The organism is Leeuwenhoekiella sp. A16, assembly GCF_047946675.1.
GTDB lineage: Bacteria > Bacteroidota > Bacteroidia > Flavobacteriales > Flavobacteriaceae > Leeuwenhoekiella.
The window spans coordinates 3,853,570-3,868,759 of the sequence record NZ_CP172313.1 but is presented as its reverse complement, the minus strand read 5'-3'; the positions used below and the strand labels follow the sequence as shown (position 1 = coordinate 3,868,759).

Annotated in this window: 16 protein-coding genes; 12 read left to right on the top strand and 4 right to left on the bottom strand. The window is 37.2% G+C overall.

The genetic code is table 11. The annotated features are described in order from the left end of the window. The first annotated feature begins 4 nt into the window (after positions 1–4). Positions 5–577, top strand: a complete 573-nt coding sequence (locus ACH3O9_RS16960; RefSeq protein ID WP_416442369.1) for a hypothetical protein — start codon at positions 5–7, stop codon at positions 575–577. Between the two features lie 59 nt (positions 578–636). Here ACH3O9_RS16960 and ACH3O9_RS16955 read toward each other — a convergent pair whose 3' ends face one another. After that, on the bottom strand, positions 637–1,962 hold the full coding sequence (locus tag ACH3O9_RS16955; RefSeq protein ID WP_416442367.1) for an acetylxylan esterase: 1,326 nt from the start codon (positions 1,960–1,962) through the stop codon (positions 637–639). Between the two features lie 237 nt (positions 1,963–2,199). On the opposite strand from ACH3O9_RS16955, the gene ACH3O9_RS16950 reads away from it, so the two are divergent. From ACH3O9_RS16950 to ACH3O9_RS16925, 6 genes are all read left to right on the top strand, one after another. Beyond that, positions 2,200–2,604 carry a hypothetical protein gene (locus tag ACH3O9_RS16950; protein ID WP_416442365.1) on the top strand — a complete coding sequence of 135 codons (405 nt, stop codon included), beginning with the start codon at positions 2,200–2,202 and terminating at the stop codon, positions 2,602–2,604. 96 nt (positions 2,605–2,700) lie between these two features. Next, positions 2,701–3,549 (top strand): SDR family oxidoreductase, encoded by an 849-nt coding sequence (locus ACH3O9_RS16945; RefSeq protein WP_416442363.1) that lies wholly within the window; start codon positions 2,701–2,703, stop codon positions 3,547–3,549. A gap of 223 nt (positions 3,550–3,772) precedes the next feature. Beyond that, the gene (locus ACH3O9_RS16940) at positions 3,773–5,281 is read left to right on the top strand and encodes a vitamin K epoxide reductase family protein (protein WP_416442361.1); all 1,509 of its coding nucleotides are present in this window, start codon (positions 3,773–3,775) and stop codon (positions 5,279–5,281) included. 30 nt (positions 5,282–5,311) lie between these two features. Then, the gene (locus ACH3O9_RS16935) at positions 5,312–6,604 is read left to right on the top strand and encodes an amylo-alpha-1,6-glucosidase (RefSeq protein WP_416442359.1); all 1,293 of its coding nucleotides are present in this window, start codon (positions 5,312–5,314) and stop codon (positions 6,602–6,604) included. A 21-nt stretch (positions 6,605–6,625) separates the two neighbouring features. After that, positions 6,626–7,252 carry a hypothetical protein gene (locus ACH3O9_RS16930; protein WP_416442357.1) on the top strand — a complete coding sequence of 209 codons (627 nt, stop codon included), beginning with the start codon at positions 6,626–6,628 and terminating at the stop codon, positions 7,250–7,252. A gap of 5 nt (positions 7,253–7,257) precedes the next feature. After that, positions 7,258–8,274: an SDR family oxidoreductase gene (locus ACH3O9_RS16925; protein ID WP_416442355.1), complete on the top strand. Its 1,017-nt coding sequence runs from the start codon at positions 7,258–7,260 to the stop codon at positions 8,272–8,274. Here ACH3O9_RS16925 and ACH3O9_RS16920 read toward each other — a convergent pair. Both ACH3O9_RS16920 and ACH3O9_RS16915 read right to left on the bottom strand, forming a co-directional pair. Then, on the bottom strand, positions 8,271–9,386 hold the full coding sequence (locus ACH3O9_RS16920) for a fatty acid desaturase family protein (RefSeq protein WP_416442353.1): 1,116 nt from the start codon (positions 9,384–9,386) through the stop codon (positions 8,271–8,273). The two genes, ACH3O9_RS16925 and ACH3O9_RS16920, sit on opposite strands and share 4 nt — an antisense overlap. Positions 9,387–9,656: 270 nt before the next feature. Beyond that, positions 9,657–10,397 (bottom strand): energy transducer TonB, encoded by a 741-nt coding sequence (locus ACH3O9_RS16915; protein ID WP_416442351.1) that lies wholly within the window; start codon positions 10,395–10,397, stop codon positions 9,657–9,659. Positions 10,398–10,589: 192 nt separating this feature from the next. Here ACH3O9_RS16915 and ACH3O9_RS16910 point away from each other — a divergent pair, with 192 nt between their 5' ends. After that, a complete protein-coding gene (locus ACH3O9_RS16910) occupies positions 10,590–11,306 on the top strand; it encodes a DUF72 domain-containing protein (RefSeq protein WP_416442350.1) in 717 nt (238 codons plus the stop codon). Positions 11,307–11,435: 129 nt separating this feature from the next. After that, on the top strand, positions 11,436–11,786 hold the full coding sequence (locus ACH3O9_RS16905) for an STAS/SEC14 domain-containing protein (protein ID WP_416442348.1): 351 nt from the start codon (positions 11,436–11,438) through the stop codon (positions 11,784–11,786). Positions 11,787–11,799: 13 nt separating this feature from the next. Here the strand turns inward: ACH3O9_RS16905 and ACH3O9_RS16900 are convergent, their stop codons facing one another. Beyond that, positions 11,800–12,687, bottom strand: a complete 888-nt coding sequence (locus tag ACH3O9_RS16900) for a phosphatase PAP2 family protein (RefSeq protein ID WP_416442346.1) — start codon at positions 12,685–12,687, stop codon at positions 11,800–11,802. Between the two features lie 221 nt (positions 12,688–12,908). Between ACH3O9_RS16900 and ACH3O9_RS16895 the strand changes: the two genes are divergently transcribed. From ACH3O9_RS16895 to ACH3O9_RS16885, 3 genes are all read left to right on the top strand, one after another. Beyond that, a complete protein-coding gene (locus ACH3O9_RS16895; RefSeq protein WP_416442344.1) occupies positions 12,909–13,124 on the top strand; it encodes a hypothetical protein in 216 nt (71 codons plus the stop codon). 48 nt (positions 13,125–13,172) lie between these two features. Then, positions 13,173–13,796, top strand: a complete 624-nt coding sequence (locus ACH3O9_RS16890) for a hypothetical protein (RefSeq protein ID WP_416442342.1) — start codon at positions 13,173–13,175, stop codon at positions 13,794–13,796. A gap of 86 nt (positions 13,797–13,882) precedes the next feature. Next, on the top strand, positions 13,883–15,136 hold the full coding sequence (locus ACH3O9_RS16885) for a 2TM domain-containing protein (RefSeq protein ID WP_416442340.1): 1,254 nt from the start codon (positions 13,883–13,885) through the stop codon (positions 15,134–15,136). Positions 15,137–15,190: the final 54 nt, after the last annotated feature.

The following is a 15,190-nucleotide window of genomic DNA, read 5'->3' as shown; positions in this document are numbered from 1 at the left end:
AATTATGTACAGCAATATGAACTTTCAAGAAGAAGAATACATCTTACTTTATAATCCGCGGAAGTATTCCTATTTTCCTGTTCGGATTTTAAAAATTGAAGATGAGGGAGCTTTAGTTAAAGTTTTATCGAATTCTACCGAGAAGTTTTTTTTCAAATATTATTTTGAGAATTACGGATACCGGAGGCCTTTTATCAGTAGCGATTTAATTTATAAGTGCGGATTTCATAAGGACGATAGAGGCTTAATTTATCGTAATGGTGATATAATAATAGTAGAATCATATTTAGGAAAAGTTGAAGCAAAGACAGATAAGTTTGACAATACTGAATTTCTCAGACATCTCGACATCGAAACCATTTTTTTGGGATTTAAAATTCTCAACCAGAAAGATCTTAAAGTTTATCTCTCTTTATTATCTGGCTCTCCTCTAGATACTACTTTTGAAAATTTTAAAAAAGTCAACGGTACAATAACTGACATACAATCATTTTTTCAAGAGCTTGAACATCATGGTTTAAATCAAATTGATTTCGATAAAGTAATACTTACTGCTAACAAATTAGAAAGGGAATAAAATATTAGATTTAATGCAGGTATCCATTTGATCAGATTTACATTTTTAAATTATTTCCCTCAAAAATATTTTTCAGCAAATTGAATAAAGTAAGGCCAATTAGGTATAACGGTGTGCCCGCCTTCATGAGTTCTAAAAGCAACATCGCCATCTATAAGTGTTGTTTCCTGTGGAGGGAATTCATCAACACCAATTCCCTTTTTGCCTAATAATTCGTAAACAGGACCGGCATATAGTCCCCCTAAGAACATACCTTTAGCATCAACCCAATGACCTTCTACATTTGGAGAACCTGTGCTTATAAAAACAGGTCTGGGAGCACAAAGAGCAACAAGCTCGTGCGCATCAACAGGAAGATCATTTTTAGTTAACGGGCCGGCATATTTAATAAAATTAGGCGCAAACCAGTGATACTCGCCAGATGAAGCAAGATTTTCTACCTGCTCGCCTATGTTTCTGCGAAATAACTTTGCGCCTCCTGCACCAGAAGAACCTATAAACCCAATAGCAAAGCGTGGTTCATAAACCATAGCGACGAGAGCAGCTTTTCCGTAACGGGAGAGACCCTCAATAACTACCCGTTCCTGATCTACACTTTTATCTGTTGCAAAATAATCCAGAGCCCGGCTGGCGCCCCATGCCCATGCGCGCAAAGCTCCCCAATCATTAAGTTTACGGGGTTGACCTTTGTTTACCAGGCCAATAATACCTTCTCTTAACCCCGCACCGTTATCTGCCTGATAACTTGTAGGTATCAATATGGCATATCCCCAGTCTTTTTGCAGAAGCTGTTCTTGCCAGGTAGGATGCTGTACCGGAGGCATTTTCATACCTGCAGGCCAGTTCCAGCCAAATTCTATAACGGTAGGAATGGCTTTTTGAACATTGCGCGGAGTTGTTACTGTCATATCTATTGTAACATCAATAGCGGGGTAGGAGCTATTATCTACATGACCGGCGAGTGTTTTTACCGTTACCGGAAAATCGCCTATAACTGTGTCTTTTTGAGCGATAACTTCCCAGTTCACACTGGGAACATCATCAGGAATATTGCCATATACTTCCTCATTAAAATCTTTCAGTATTTCTTCTCTTCGTTTTTGCCAGTCGGCAGAAGTATTTACAGGTTCCCCGTTGTTAAAAACAAGTGGATCTGGCAAAGAAGTATATGTTTTCGCTTTAGCTTCATCAATATTTGCGGCGTTAGCATCATTGGGATTTCCAGAAGGACCGGGGCGGAGGCTTTCGATACCTAATTTTTTCATCATTAGCGCGTGATCTGCATTGTTGAGTTTATTAATACTGTCACGCTTCTGTTGGGAAAACTGCGCAATCGATTGCGAAATACAAAAAAAGCAAAGTAATGCAGTAAATAATTTGTTCATGATATAATATAGAAAGATGAAAATGAAGTTTAGTATTCTAAAAGTAATCAAATCTTACTTAAAATCTGCACATAGAGATTTTTTCTTATTCTCATTTATTAAGAGGGATTTTATATTGTCTTAAAGCATAATGTTATCTTAAAAATCATAGAGAATGTCTTTTGCGTTAATTTTTAACTGGTTTAATGCCATTGTAATGGCTAATTTTATAATAATCAATTATAAACTACTCAGGTTATGGAAAAGGCAGAAGACGTAGGTGTAGCATTTTATGAGGTTATGGGGCGTTTGTTTTATGCCATTGTAGCTTCAGATGGTGTTGTAACAGCCAGTGAACAAAAATGTCTTAAGCGTATGGTATGTTCTCATTGGGTCTGCATAGAGGAGGTGAAAGATAAATTTTGCTCCTGTAAACCTACAGAGATTATTCATGCTTTTGAGTACGCCTTATTTAAACGGTTAAGGTGTGATGCGTGTTTTAATGAGTATTTAAGCTTTAAGAATGAAAACCCGGAATTGTTTGCCCCGGTGGTTAAAAAACTAATCTGGACGACCGCTAATGTAATAGTACACGCTTTTCCCGGGCTTAACAGATCTGAAGCTCAAATGTTGATAAGGTTGCAGGAATCTCTGAAAGCTTGATAACATCTTTTAAAGTGAAGTTAATTATTTCACAGTTAGCTCAACTATCTATAATTTAAGTAGTGTCATAAAAAATCTAATTTAACCAACAATAATATGTCTAAAGAACAAAAAATTCCGCCTCAGGATCAATCGCAACCTGGTGATGAGCATAAAATGTCCCCGCAACCCGAAATTATAAAAGACAGCTACAATGGCAGCAATAAATTAAAAGGTAAAGTCGCCCTTATCACCGGGGGAGATAGTGGTATAGGCCGCAGCATCGCCGTACATTTTGCTCGTGAAGGAGCAGATGTAGCTATCATCTATTTAGAAGAGGGCGAAGATGCCGAAGAGACAAAGAAGCTGGTAGAAAAAGAGGGCAGGAAATGTCTTGTTATTCAGGGAGATCTTAAGGATCACCAGTTTTGTAAGCAGGCAATTGATAAATGTATAAAGAGCTATAATCAGCTAAATATTATAGTAAATAACGCGGCCGTACAATTTCCTAAAGACAGTATTGATGAGATCTCAATAGACCAGATAAATGAAACTTTTAATACTAACATCATCCCTTATTTCTCTATCGCTAAAGAGGGCCTTAAGCATTTAAATGACGGGGATTGTATCATAAACACTACCTCAGTCACTGCTTATAGAGGTAGCGAGCATTTACTTGATTATTCAAGTACTAAAGGTGCAATAGTATCTTTTACCAGATCATTATCAAAAATGCTTGCAGAAAAAAATATAAGGGTGAATGGTGTTGCACCTGGACCTATATGGACGCCTTTAATACCATCTACATTTGATGATATTGAAGACTTTGGTAAAAAAGTACCTATGGGAAGACCGGGACAACCCAGCGAAGTAGGTCCTGCCTATGTTTTTTTAGCGAGTGAAGACAGTTCATACATTACTGGGCAAATAATTCATGTGAATGGAGGAGAAGTTATAAACGGATAGATTGACAGCTGTCCTTAGCTTGATTCTATAAAAACTGTTGTTAAACCTCGTAGTTATCCTACGGGGTTTTTTAGTTAGGGAATATGTTGTATTGAAAATCGGTGTTTTTTGGCCTGAAATCGGGTTAAAAGACTGAAAAATTGCAAATTATTATCAAAATTTTATAAGTTTTTCAATTTCGCAGTAAGTAATTTTAAGGTACAACCAAACCAAAAATAAGCTTATGAATAAAAACCACAAAGGTGGCGGTATGGCTTCTCGAGGGGTAAGCCGCCCAATGTCTAAACAATCTGGTGAAAATAATAATGACAATAATGGTAAGGAAGATGGTGGCATGAACCGCGATATGATGCTAAAAATGCATCATAAACAAACACTTTGGGTTTATTGGCTAATAATTATATTGGGTTTATGGCTTGCTATTTCACCGTTAACCTTTAGTTATAGTAAAGATATCGTGCAGCCTTCCGGCGGAAGAGAGCTTTGGCTTTCAGATGTCTATCGTGTTCTTATCATGCAATATAGTGATGTTATATGTGGGATACTTCTTATGATATTAGGATGGCGATCTTTAACACCTAACCGGCCGGTGACTATATGGTTAGCATGTTTTATTGGTATCTGGCTAAATATTGCACCTCTTGTATTCTGGGCCCCCACATCAATGATCTACCTCAATGATACCATCGTAGGTGTACTTATAATTGCACTTACTATTCTTATTCCAGGTATGCCCAATATGATTTCATACATGAAAATGGGCAGTAGTGTACCACCGGGATGGACGTACAATCCTTCAAGCTGGCCACAACGATGGATCATGATCGCTTTGGGTTTTATGGGCTGGGTGGTATCAAGATACTTGGGAGCTTTTCAGCTAGGGTTTATAGATGAAGTCTGGGATCCATTTTTTGGTGAAAGCTCAATGAAAGTACTCAATTCTGATATGTCACATTCATTACCGGTTTCAGACGGGGCATTAGGCGCTTTAGCCTACACTTTTGAATTTTTAATGGGCTGGATGGGAAGCCCCACCCGCTGGAGAACAATGCCCTGGATGGTGACTTTTTTCGGGATTCTCGTGATTCCTTTAGGGCTGGTTCACATATTCCTGGTAATTTCTCAACCGGTAATTGTAGGTGAGTGGTGTACTTTTTGTTTGCTTGCCGCAGCCATTATGTTGCCTATGATTCCGCTAGAATTTGATGAGGTCATTGCCATGGGGCAGCACATGGTTCAGGCAAAGCGCAGAGGAGATAATATGTGGCATGTTTTCTGGAAAGGTGGAGAACCTTTTGAAAAAAATGAAGACGAAAGAACTACAGCTATCATGCAATTGCCTAATAAGCCTCTAGAAGTATTTAAATCATCTGTATGGGGTATGAGCGTACCGTGGACGCTGGGTATTAGTACTGCCCTGGGAATAGTAGCGCTATTTGCACCCGCTATTTTTAATATAAGTATAGAGACCAATGCCGCTCATATTTTTCATCTAAGTGGTGCTTTAACCGTAGTAGTCTCAGTTATATCTATGGGTGAGATTGTGCGTGCGGGACGTTTTCTTAATATACTTCTGGGGCTAACACTGGCCATAGGGCCCTGGCTGGTTAACGACAGTAATCTAAGCCTGAGTATAACGGGTGTGGTACTGGGTGCCTTGATCATTTTCTTGTCATTACCCAGAGGGATTGTTAAAGAGAAATATGGTCTTTGGGATAAATATGTAAGATAGTAGCTATCATACAGTAAGAAGTTAAAAAGCATGACAGACGAAGAATTGTTTAAAGAAGCACATCATATTCTGCACGAGAATATGATAAACAAAGATCCTAAAAAGGGTCCCGGCTTTCATTATACAAAACCTTCTACGAGCAGATATCCCTATCAATTTTTTTGGGACACTTGTTTTCATGCCTTTATATTTTCTGCTTTAGGAGAGCATGAGATGGCTCAGGATCATTTACTGAGTCTTTTTTCTCTTCAGAAAGAGGATGGCTTTGTAGGCCACATGATCTATTGGGATAGATTAAAGCCGGGGCGGCTTACAGATTTTTTTCAATCTCGCCCCTCCATTACTAATTTATATAAAAGTCACATGAGCGCTTTAATTCAGCCTCCTCTCGCAGCTCAGGCAGTGCAGTGTGTAGTGAAGGCTTCAGGAGATATGACTTTTTTAAAACAAATAATGCCTAAGCTTAAAAAACAATATAAATGGTTACGTGATAATAGGGATTTTGATGGCGATGGTTTGCTTACTATTATTTCACCGTTTGAATCTGGTATGGACTGGAAACCCACCTATGATGTAGCTTTAAATATGAAACCTGATAAAGCAGACTGGAAGCTGTTTTTAAAGTTTGTAAGTGTTGATTTTCGGAATTTTATGAACAATTATAATTTGAAGAAAATCGCAAAAAAAGGATACTTTCTAGTTAAAGATGTGGGTTTTAATACCATTTATGCCCAAAATCTACGCGCGATGGGTGCGTTGTGTAAAATGCTTAATGATCCTGATGAACAAGCTTACAGAAAAGCATCAGATGAAGTTACACAGCAAATCCTAAAGGTGATGTACAATAAGGAAAAAGCTGCTTTCTTTGATGTATTTGGCAAAGATAATAAGCAAATCGAGGTGTTAACACCTACAATTTTTTATCCTGTAATTCTTAAAGGTGTGCCCGCCGAAATATCAAGTGAAGTGATGAAGCGGCATTTTTTTAATGATGATGAATTTCACGCACCTTTTGCTATACCATCTGTTGCGCAAAATGAAGCTTCTTTTAATCCTGAAGAATCTCTGTATATATGGCGTGGCCCCACCTGGATTGTAAATAACTGGTTTCTCCACAAATTTTTTATGGAGAGAGGGTATGAAGAAGAGGCACAAAAATTAATAGACAGTTTTAGAAAGCTCATCGAGAAAAGCGGGTTTAGAGAATACTACAACCCATACACGGGAGAAGGTTATGGTGCTCATGGTTTTACCTGGGCCGGGCTGGTTATAGATATGATCAATATGGAAAATGAACACAAAGAAAAAACGACTGTTAAATAGAAACTTAATAAAGATAATGTGATGGGGATAATGAGGTGGTTGCAGAAAATTAAAGAAGAGAAAGATATTCTTACAGGCGATGCGCTAAAGCATAAAGTATTTAGTAGCAGCAATAAATTTCCTTCAACAAAAATAGCTAAAGAAGAATTTAAACGATCTATGGCTAAACTTTTTAAGATAAATCTCTGGACGCATCTGCCGGGAATTACAGCAACATTTCAGTTATACGGCCCCCAGGGAGAAAAGAAATACACCACACATAAACCAAATGTAGATGATTATGTAAGGATCGATTTTCCGGGACCTTTTCCCGAAAATTGGGTTAAAATAACCGATTTTAATCAACTGGAAGCACTTGTTGAGTTTACGGTCAAGCCTTCTCAAGATCCTACTGCTACTGATGTGGACAAAGAAAAAACTGCACATTTTTTTAAAGATATTAGCAGTAGTACGTTTAGAATAGAAATAAAAAACAAAACTCTGTACGCTTATCAAATAGGCCTTAACGAAATGATAAATAATAAAGGTGAAGAAGCCGGTGACAGGAAAATGATTAATACCCTTCTTGCTGAAACTGGCAGAGTGGGATTTCAGCAATTTCAGTGGAAGTTACTTACAGATTACCTGGTTCACAAAATTGAAATATAAGAATTATGACAACAAACAGTTCGACTAAAACTAAAGATTATAAAGGTGTGGTAGTAATTACGGGAGCCTCTGCAGGATTAGGCAGGGCTTGTGTACGCATGTTTGCCAGTAATGGGTATGATGTGGGTCTTATCGCGAGAGGTAAAGATGGTTTGCTGGGAGCGAAAAAAGAAGTGCTTGAGATGGGACGCAGGGCTTATTTTTGTCAGGTAGATGTTGCAGATGGTGATGCGGTAGAGGAAGCTGCCGGGATTATAGAGCAACAATTAGGGCCTATAGTTGTGTGGGTGAATAACGCTATGAACAGTGTTTTTAGTCCGGTTAAAAAAATGACTCCTTTAGATTTTAAAAGAGTGACAGAAGTTACTTATTTGGGTCAGGTGAATGGAGCACTTGCTGCTTTAAAAAGAATGTTGCCCAGAGACAGAGGCTCAATAGTTTTTGTAGGATCTGCACTGGCATATAGGGGTATCCCATTACAGGCGGCTTATAGCGGTGCAAAACACGCTATAGAAGGATTTTATGATTCTTTAAGAGCAGAATTATTGCATGATAAGAGTAAAGTGCAGGTAACAATAGTCGAGCTTCCTGCAATGAATACAACGCAGTTTGGTTTCGTGAAAACGAGATTACCTAACAAACCACGTCCCATGGGTACAATCTACCAGCCTGAAGTTGCTGCAGATGCGATATTATTTGCAGCAGAACATGATCGCAGGGAGATCATGGTAGGCTGGCCAACAGTATATACGATAGTGGGGAACAAGATTGCTCCCTGGTATGGCGACAGAGTTTTAGCAAAAGGCGGAATAAAAGGACAGCAAACAGATGAACCGGAAGATCCTGACAGAAGCCATAACTTGTGGCATCCTATTCCCGGTGATCATGGCGCTCACGGATCATTTGATGATAAGGCTAAAAATTACAGTATCGAACTGTGGTTTAGTAAGAATAAAGCTATGGTTTATGTACTTGTGGCTTTATTCATTCTAGCTGTGATTTTAGTTATTCTCCTGCTTTAAAAGGTTTCTTCAAAAATAGATGCATGCATGGCATTTTGTTTGACGAGCAAGTAATGATTATGTAGTGCTTTCCAAAAAGGATATTGCCTATAACTAAAGCCATTTTCTGTTGCATAAACAGCTATTTCTTCTGTAGCTATTTTCATATGCGCATAGCTCAGATGAGGAAAAAGATGATGCGCCACATGGTAGTTAAAGTTGCCCATAAAAAAAGAAATGAACCAGTTATTATTGCTTATATCTGTGGTTGTGCGTAGTTGATGCTCAAACCATGTGGTTTTTAACTGCTGATTTAAATCTGGTATAGGAAACTCATTAGCAATATTAGCATGGGGAGGTAAAAGCACTGCCAGGGCAAAGACACTAGCTGAGAATGTTAATACCAAAAACCCTGTAAAAACGCTTAAAAACGGGATATTAAACAGGAAAATTGGAACGATGAACATGTAAAGTATATAAAAGGATTTGAAGAAAATAAGCTTTATATATTCTTTTAACGGTATGTGCGTAGATTTTTTTATAGTGCTATTAGATGAAAAATAATCTTTAAAATCTCTTATTATTAACCAGTTGAATAAATAAAGTGGATACAGCAAGAACATTAAATAATGTTGATAATTATGTAGCCGCGAGTGCGGTGCAGTAGGATAGATCTTAAAAAGACTGCTTTGCTCAATATCTGTATCCCATCCCTGCATATTAGGAAAATTGTGATGCATCAACTCATGTCTTTTTTTCCATATAAAGCTATTTGCCCCAAGCAAATCGAAAAAATAGAGAAAAAAGCGGTTGAGACTTTTACTTTTAAAGACATTATCATGACTTACCTCATGTATAACAGTTAAAAATATAAAGACTAAAAAGATACCCATTGTAAAATAACCCAGGTAAAAAAGAAATGTAGAAGGATACGCCTGCAATGTTAAAAAATATAATGCAGCGTACATTATGGGGAAAATGCAGGTCTTTATACGTATCCAGTTCACACCTGTCGCTTTATCATTTTTGATTCGTGAGTTTATACGTTTTTGCAGATTTCTAAGGTGTTTTTCTCTGGTGTCAGGTTTAAATTTAGGAAGTGTTGTTTGATCAAAAGTAGTTGGTTGCTTCATAGTAACAAATTTAATGGGGGTACAATAAGCTTGTTGCTGACTTAAAATTAAGAGAAACCGTTATATTAGAATCTTAATTATAAGTGAAGATTTATAAAGAAACGTAACCGCTAAGTAGATGTTCGCTATGCCACAATTCTCCTAATAATAACTGTAGATATTTAAAGGCAATACCCGGACACAGCAGATTTAGCGGTTTAAAAACTCATTATTTTTGAAGGCCAAAACATAAGTCTCGCAGAGAATGGAAAAAAATTGATGGCACTGTACTTAAATCGATCTTATCTCAAATATTATGGGCATGCTGTAAGCCACGCGTACGGGTCTGCCTCTTTGTTTGCCGGGAATCATATTAGGTAATATACTAACTACCCGGCTTGCCTCCTGCTCCAGAGCGGGATGAGGAGCTCTGGAGTGCACGTCTACTATGTTTCCGTTTTCATCTATTGTAAATAGCACGTAAATTTTTTGAACTCCGGTCAATCCTAATTCCCGACCTAATGAATTATCAAATTCTTTTGTCACAAACTCCGTTATCTTTTTAGACATACAATCCTTTCTAGCGGTTTTGTCATTTTGTCTTTCACAACCGGGATAGACAGGTACTTCTTCAACCAGCACAAAAGGAACGTCTTCAATTACTTCCTCTTTTGCAAATGAGACTTCATCAACTAAAACCGTATTTTCTGCTACAATGGCTTCATCGAGACTGGTCTCTGTAGATTCTATAATACTTTCTTCTACTTCTGTATCATTCTCTATGACTTCTAAAAATTGAGTAGACTCAATCTTAGGTGGAGGTGGGGGAGTGATCTCTACGCGAGTGATAGGGATATTGTCTTCAAGAACATAATCTACATTGATCTTAAGGGCATTATTGTCTATTTCAGATTTATAAGTTTTCGTTTCTAACGTGAAATAGGTAACCAGTAGTGCCGTAATAAGCCCTATTTGAAAGAATAACGTTTTATACGTATTGAGATCTGCGGTTTTATTTTTTTTGACTTGCATGACAGCGGTATTTAAAATTTGGTAGTACTAATTTATAGGCTGTTCTGTTCATAAAAAATGACATTCATCAGTTTAGAATAAGCATACACCCCGGGCAGTTAAATATTTACTAAAAGTGCCTGAAAGAAGGTGAATGGTTTGAGTAGAAGCAGCAGCATTCGTAAATTACTTTAGATAATAAAAAGATGAGAAATGAAAGTTTTCATAGGTTGTTCCGGATGGAATTACAGACACTGGAAAGGCAAGTTTTATCCTGAAGATATTCCGCAGAAAAAGTGGCTTGAACATTATGCGTCGGTTTTTAATACGGTAGAGGTTAATAGCACTTTTTATCGAATGCCCAGAGAGAGCACTGTTGCCAGCTGGGAAGAAAGAACACCTTCTCATTTTAATTTTACTCTAAAAGGAAGTCGTTATGTAACGCAAATGAAAAAACTGCATGAGGTAGAAGAAAGTGTACAGAACTTTGAAGATGTTGCTTCAGTTTTAAAAAGTAAACTTAGTTGCATTCTCTGGCAACTTCCGCCCAGCCTGCACCGCGATGATGAGCGACTTGATAATTTTTGTAAAGTGCTAAAAAACAGCAATACCAATGTTATTGAATTTCGACATGAGTCGTGGTTTACTAATGAGGTGTATCATATTTTAGAAGAGAATAATGTGAGTTTTTGTTCCATTTCTAGTCCGCGTTTTGCAGAAGAAATGATTGTAACCGGTAAAGTAGGTTATGTACGTTTTCACGGAAAAGGAAAGAAATGGTACGACTACAAATATTCTACCGAAGAACTGAAAGAATGGAGTGAGAAAATTAAAGCTTGTAAAGCTGAAGAAGTATATATCTATTTTAATAATGACATTGGTTCTAATGCTGTAGAGAATGCACAAGAGCTTAGAGAATTATTGTCTTAGAAACGATATATTAACTAATCAAGTTTCTATCTAAAACATTTATTAAAATGATTAAATAGATTTTAAAGTAATATTTATTTCAAAAATCTACTGAATTCAAATAACATTCTAATTTTTAATATAAAGCATATGATAACGCTAACAGCACAAGAAAACACAGTTTTTACTGTGGCTTCAGATCAACTTGAGAATGAGGATTACGATAAAATAATCCCCTTTTTAAAGGAAAAAATCGACGAATTTGGCACCATAAACTGGTATTTTGAAATGACCAATTTTAAGGGGTGGACCCTGAGCGCACTTTGGCGTGATGCCAAATTTGACCTTAAAAATAAAGACCACCTTGCTAAAATTGCGATGGTAGGTGAAGAAAAGTGGGAAGAAGCTATGACATCATTAATGAAGCCTTTTACAGATACTCAAATACAGTTTTTTGATCTTGGTGACAGAGAGGCGGCTAAAAAATGGATAACAAGTTAATACCTGTCATATTCTAAAAAGTACCTGTTATGCCTATACCACGAGCTCCTAATCTTACATCCCAGGAGATCTTTTTGTCAGGTCTTTTCTCGTGGAAGTTTTTATATCTCCTGTCCAGATAATGATCTATAGATTCTACGGTGGCAATACTTAAAATAGTACTAAGAAAGACATCACTTAACCAGTGGTCACCCTCCCATAAACGACTTATGGGTGGTATAGCTCCTAATGTTATAAAGCCAGCCTTGATCCACGGGTTGTCAAAATGTTTTGCAAGCACATAGGCATTAGTAAATGCCAGTACCGTATGTCCTGATGGGAAAGAGTGATAGGCACCTTCTTTACTAAAAGGTCTAAAATCATTAGGCTTACGTCCCTCACCCGGTCTTGCTCTTCCTGTAAAAGTTTTTGCTATCTGCTGTATGAGTCCGGCTGTACTTGCAGAAGACAAAAGTAACACGCTCGTTCTGCGCCATTTCTCACTTTTAAAAGCTGCAGAGGTTATATAGGCGGCACCTAAAATCATATAATTATTCTGAGGGCTACCATAATACCATCCATATTCACGTATTACCTGGGGCACGCCTTCACGCTGTCGCTGAAAAAACTCGCTCGTCTCTTCATCTACAGTATATAGTAGAAGCGCTCCTGTAAGTGTACCGCCCAGTTTTAACCAGTCGTTGCCTTGCCAGTGAGCAGGTCTTGAAAGACCGTAACCCATACCGCCTAAGAAACTTCCGGCATCATACTTTACCAGTTCTAGAAAGGTTTTGTCTTCCTGATTATCGAGTGTATCGCTAAGAGATTTATTAAGAATATCCTGTGAAAAGCCAGATGTGCTTAAAAGAACAAGGCTAAGGCAAATAATGAACTTATGTATTCTGAGTAGAGATGTATTCATAAAAATAGATGATGCAGGCTTTCTTAATCTGAAAATTGGGCAAATCTAAAGATTCTAAAGAGAATCTAAAGAATGATTTAATTAGATTAAACTGTTTTGCGATTGATGATGCTTATACAATTCATCCCTCATATTTTACAGTTGGGTTATAAAGCGTTGAATTACTTACAGAAACAAAAGACTTTTGAAGTGTAGAATCAATCAATCTTAAATCGAAAGTCATGAATCAATTTATTCTTTTTTTAATTGTGAGTGCTACAACAGCTCTCACCTCATTTGCTCAAACAGTTGAAGTTAATTATCGGCATAATATTAACGAAAATCACCTAAAAACAACCGATTTTAAGGCTTGTTACACCGATTTTGATTCGCCTTTTAGTGCGACAAATGAACTAAATAACTGCGCAGGTGACATTGAAGAAAACAAAAAGTATTGAGAATTTAAACCGATAACCAAATTCAATTTCAATTTTAAAAACTACATCATGAAAATAATAACAATAATTTTAGCGGCTTTTTTAACTGTTCCGGTTTTCGCACAAGCTCAATATGAGCAGGGTATGAAGAAGGCCTTTACACTTTACGGTGAAGGTAAACTAGATGAAGCAGCAAATATGTTTGAGCGTATAGGCAATGCAGAGCAGGACAAATGGCTGCCATATTATTATGTGGCGCAAATAAATATTAATAAAAGCTGGACTGTAAAAGATGAGAACGTTTTAAAAGCTCAACTCGATAAGGCACAAGAATTTATTAATATGGCAACCACAAATTCTAAAGACAATGCCGAAATTATGGTTTTGCAGGCGCATCTTTACACGGCGTATGTCGCTTTTGACGGGCAACGCTATGGTATGCAATATGCCGCAAAAGTGTCTGAAATTTATAGTAAAGCCAAACAATTAGCACCAGATAATCCACGTGTAGTTTTTAGTAAAGCAGAGTGGGACATGGGTTCTGCCAAGTATTTTGGTCAGGATGTAACGCCATATTGTAAAGACATTGAGCGCGCTTTAGAACTTTTTGGTACCTTTAAAAATGAAGATCCGTTTTATCCTGACTGGGGAGCAGACCGAGCTCAAGAAGCATTAAAAGCTTGTAAAGCATAACTATGACTTATTTGTTAAGAGAATTAGGCAAGGCCATAATAGTAGGAACATCAATATTCTTGGTGTTCCTTATTATTTACTTTTTTATGGGACGGCCTATAAATCTGGACGAAGATCTCCTGTATGAATATGGCCTCAATATTATGTATACAGTTATACTGTACATGTTTAATAATGTGGTATACATTTATTTTTGGAAGAAATACAAAGACAGACTTTTTAGTACAGCTCACCTAAGCAGAGCAATTGCAGGAGGTATTGGCGTTTCAATTCTTGGCATTTTTCTATGCAGACTTCTTGAAGCTATTTTTATAGAAGGGGAAACGTTTTCAATATTTATCGCAGGTGAACGAGTGCAATATTACTTTGTGTCGTTTGTGATTTCTATGGTGGTAACAGCGATTTTTTACTTTTTCTACTATTACAAATGCAAAAAAGAAAAACAGGTAAAAGAGCAGAAGATCATCGCGCGCACAGCTTCGGCACAGTTTGATGCACTTAAAAATCAATTAGACCCTCACTTTCTGTTTAACAGCCTTAATGTTCTCACCAGTTTGATAGAAGAGAACCCAGAACAGGCTATGAAATTTACAACGGCCTTATCTAAAGTTTATCGCTACGTGCTGGAGCAGAAAAATAAAGAACTGGTCACGGTAGATGAAGAATTAGCTTTCGCGAAAACATACATGACGCTAATAAAAATGCGCTACGAGGATAGCATAATCGTGAAAATACCCGAAAAATCGGTCAATCCTGAAGCAAAAGTGGTTCCGTTATCCTTACAATTATTGCTGGAGAATGCAGTAAAACATAATCGGGTAACACCTACAGACAAACTCATCATAGAAATAACTGAAGAAAATGACTTTCTTCAGGTTAAGAATAACCTTCAGGAAAAACAGGTCATTAAAAAAAGCAGTGGGGTAGGTCTTTATAACATTCACAAACGTTACGAGCTATTAACTAAAAAAGGAGTACAAATAAGCAAAACAGATGATCATTTCATGGTAGAAATCCCTGTACTTACCCGCCGGGTAGAATATGTAAAAAGCTCTGCAGATTTTCTTTCTGATAAAAAATATGCACGAGCAAAAGAGCACGTAGAAAAATTAAAGGCTTTCTATATACACCTGTTCATGTACCTAGTGGCAATACCATTTTTTATAGGTTTTAATCTACTTTCGGGTTCATTTCCCTGGGCGATATTTCCCATATTCGGGTGGGGAATAGGTGTGCTTTTTCATGCGGCAGACGTTCATGCATGGAATCCTTTTTTAGGCCAGAACTGGGAAGAGCGTAAGATCAAGAAACTGATGGATAGAGAAAAGTCTGGTTTATGACAATTCAGTAAACAAAAACAACAATACGGTAAGACCTTTTTTAAAAATGATCAT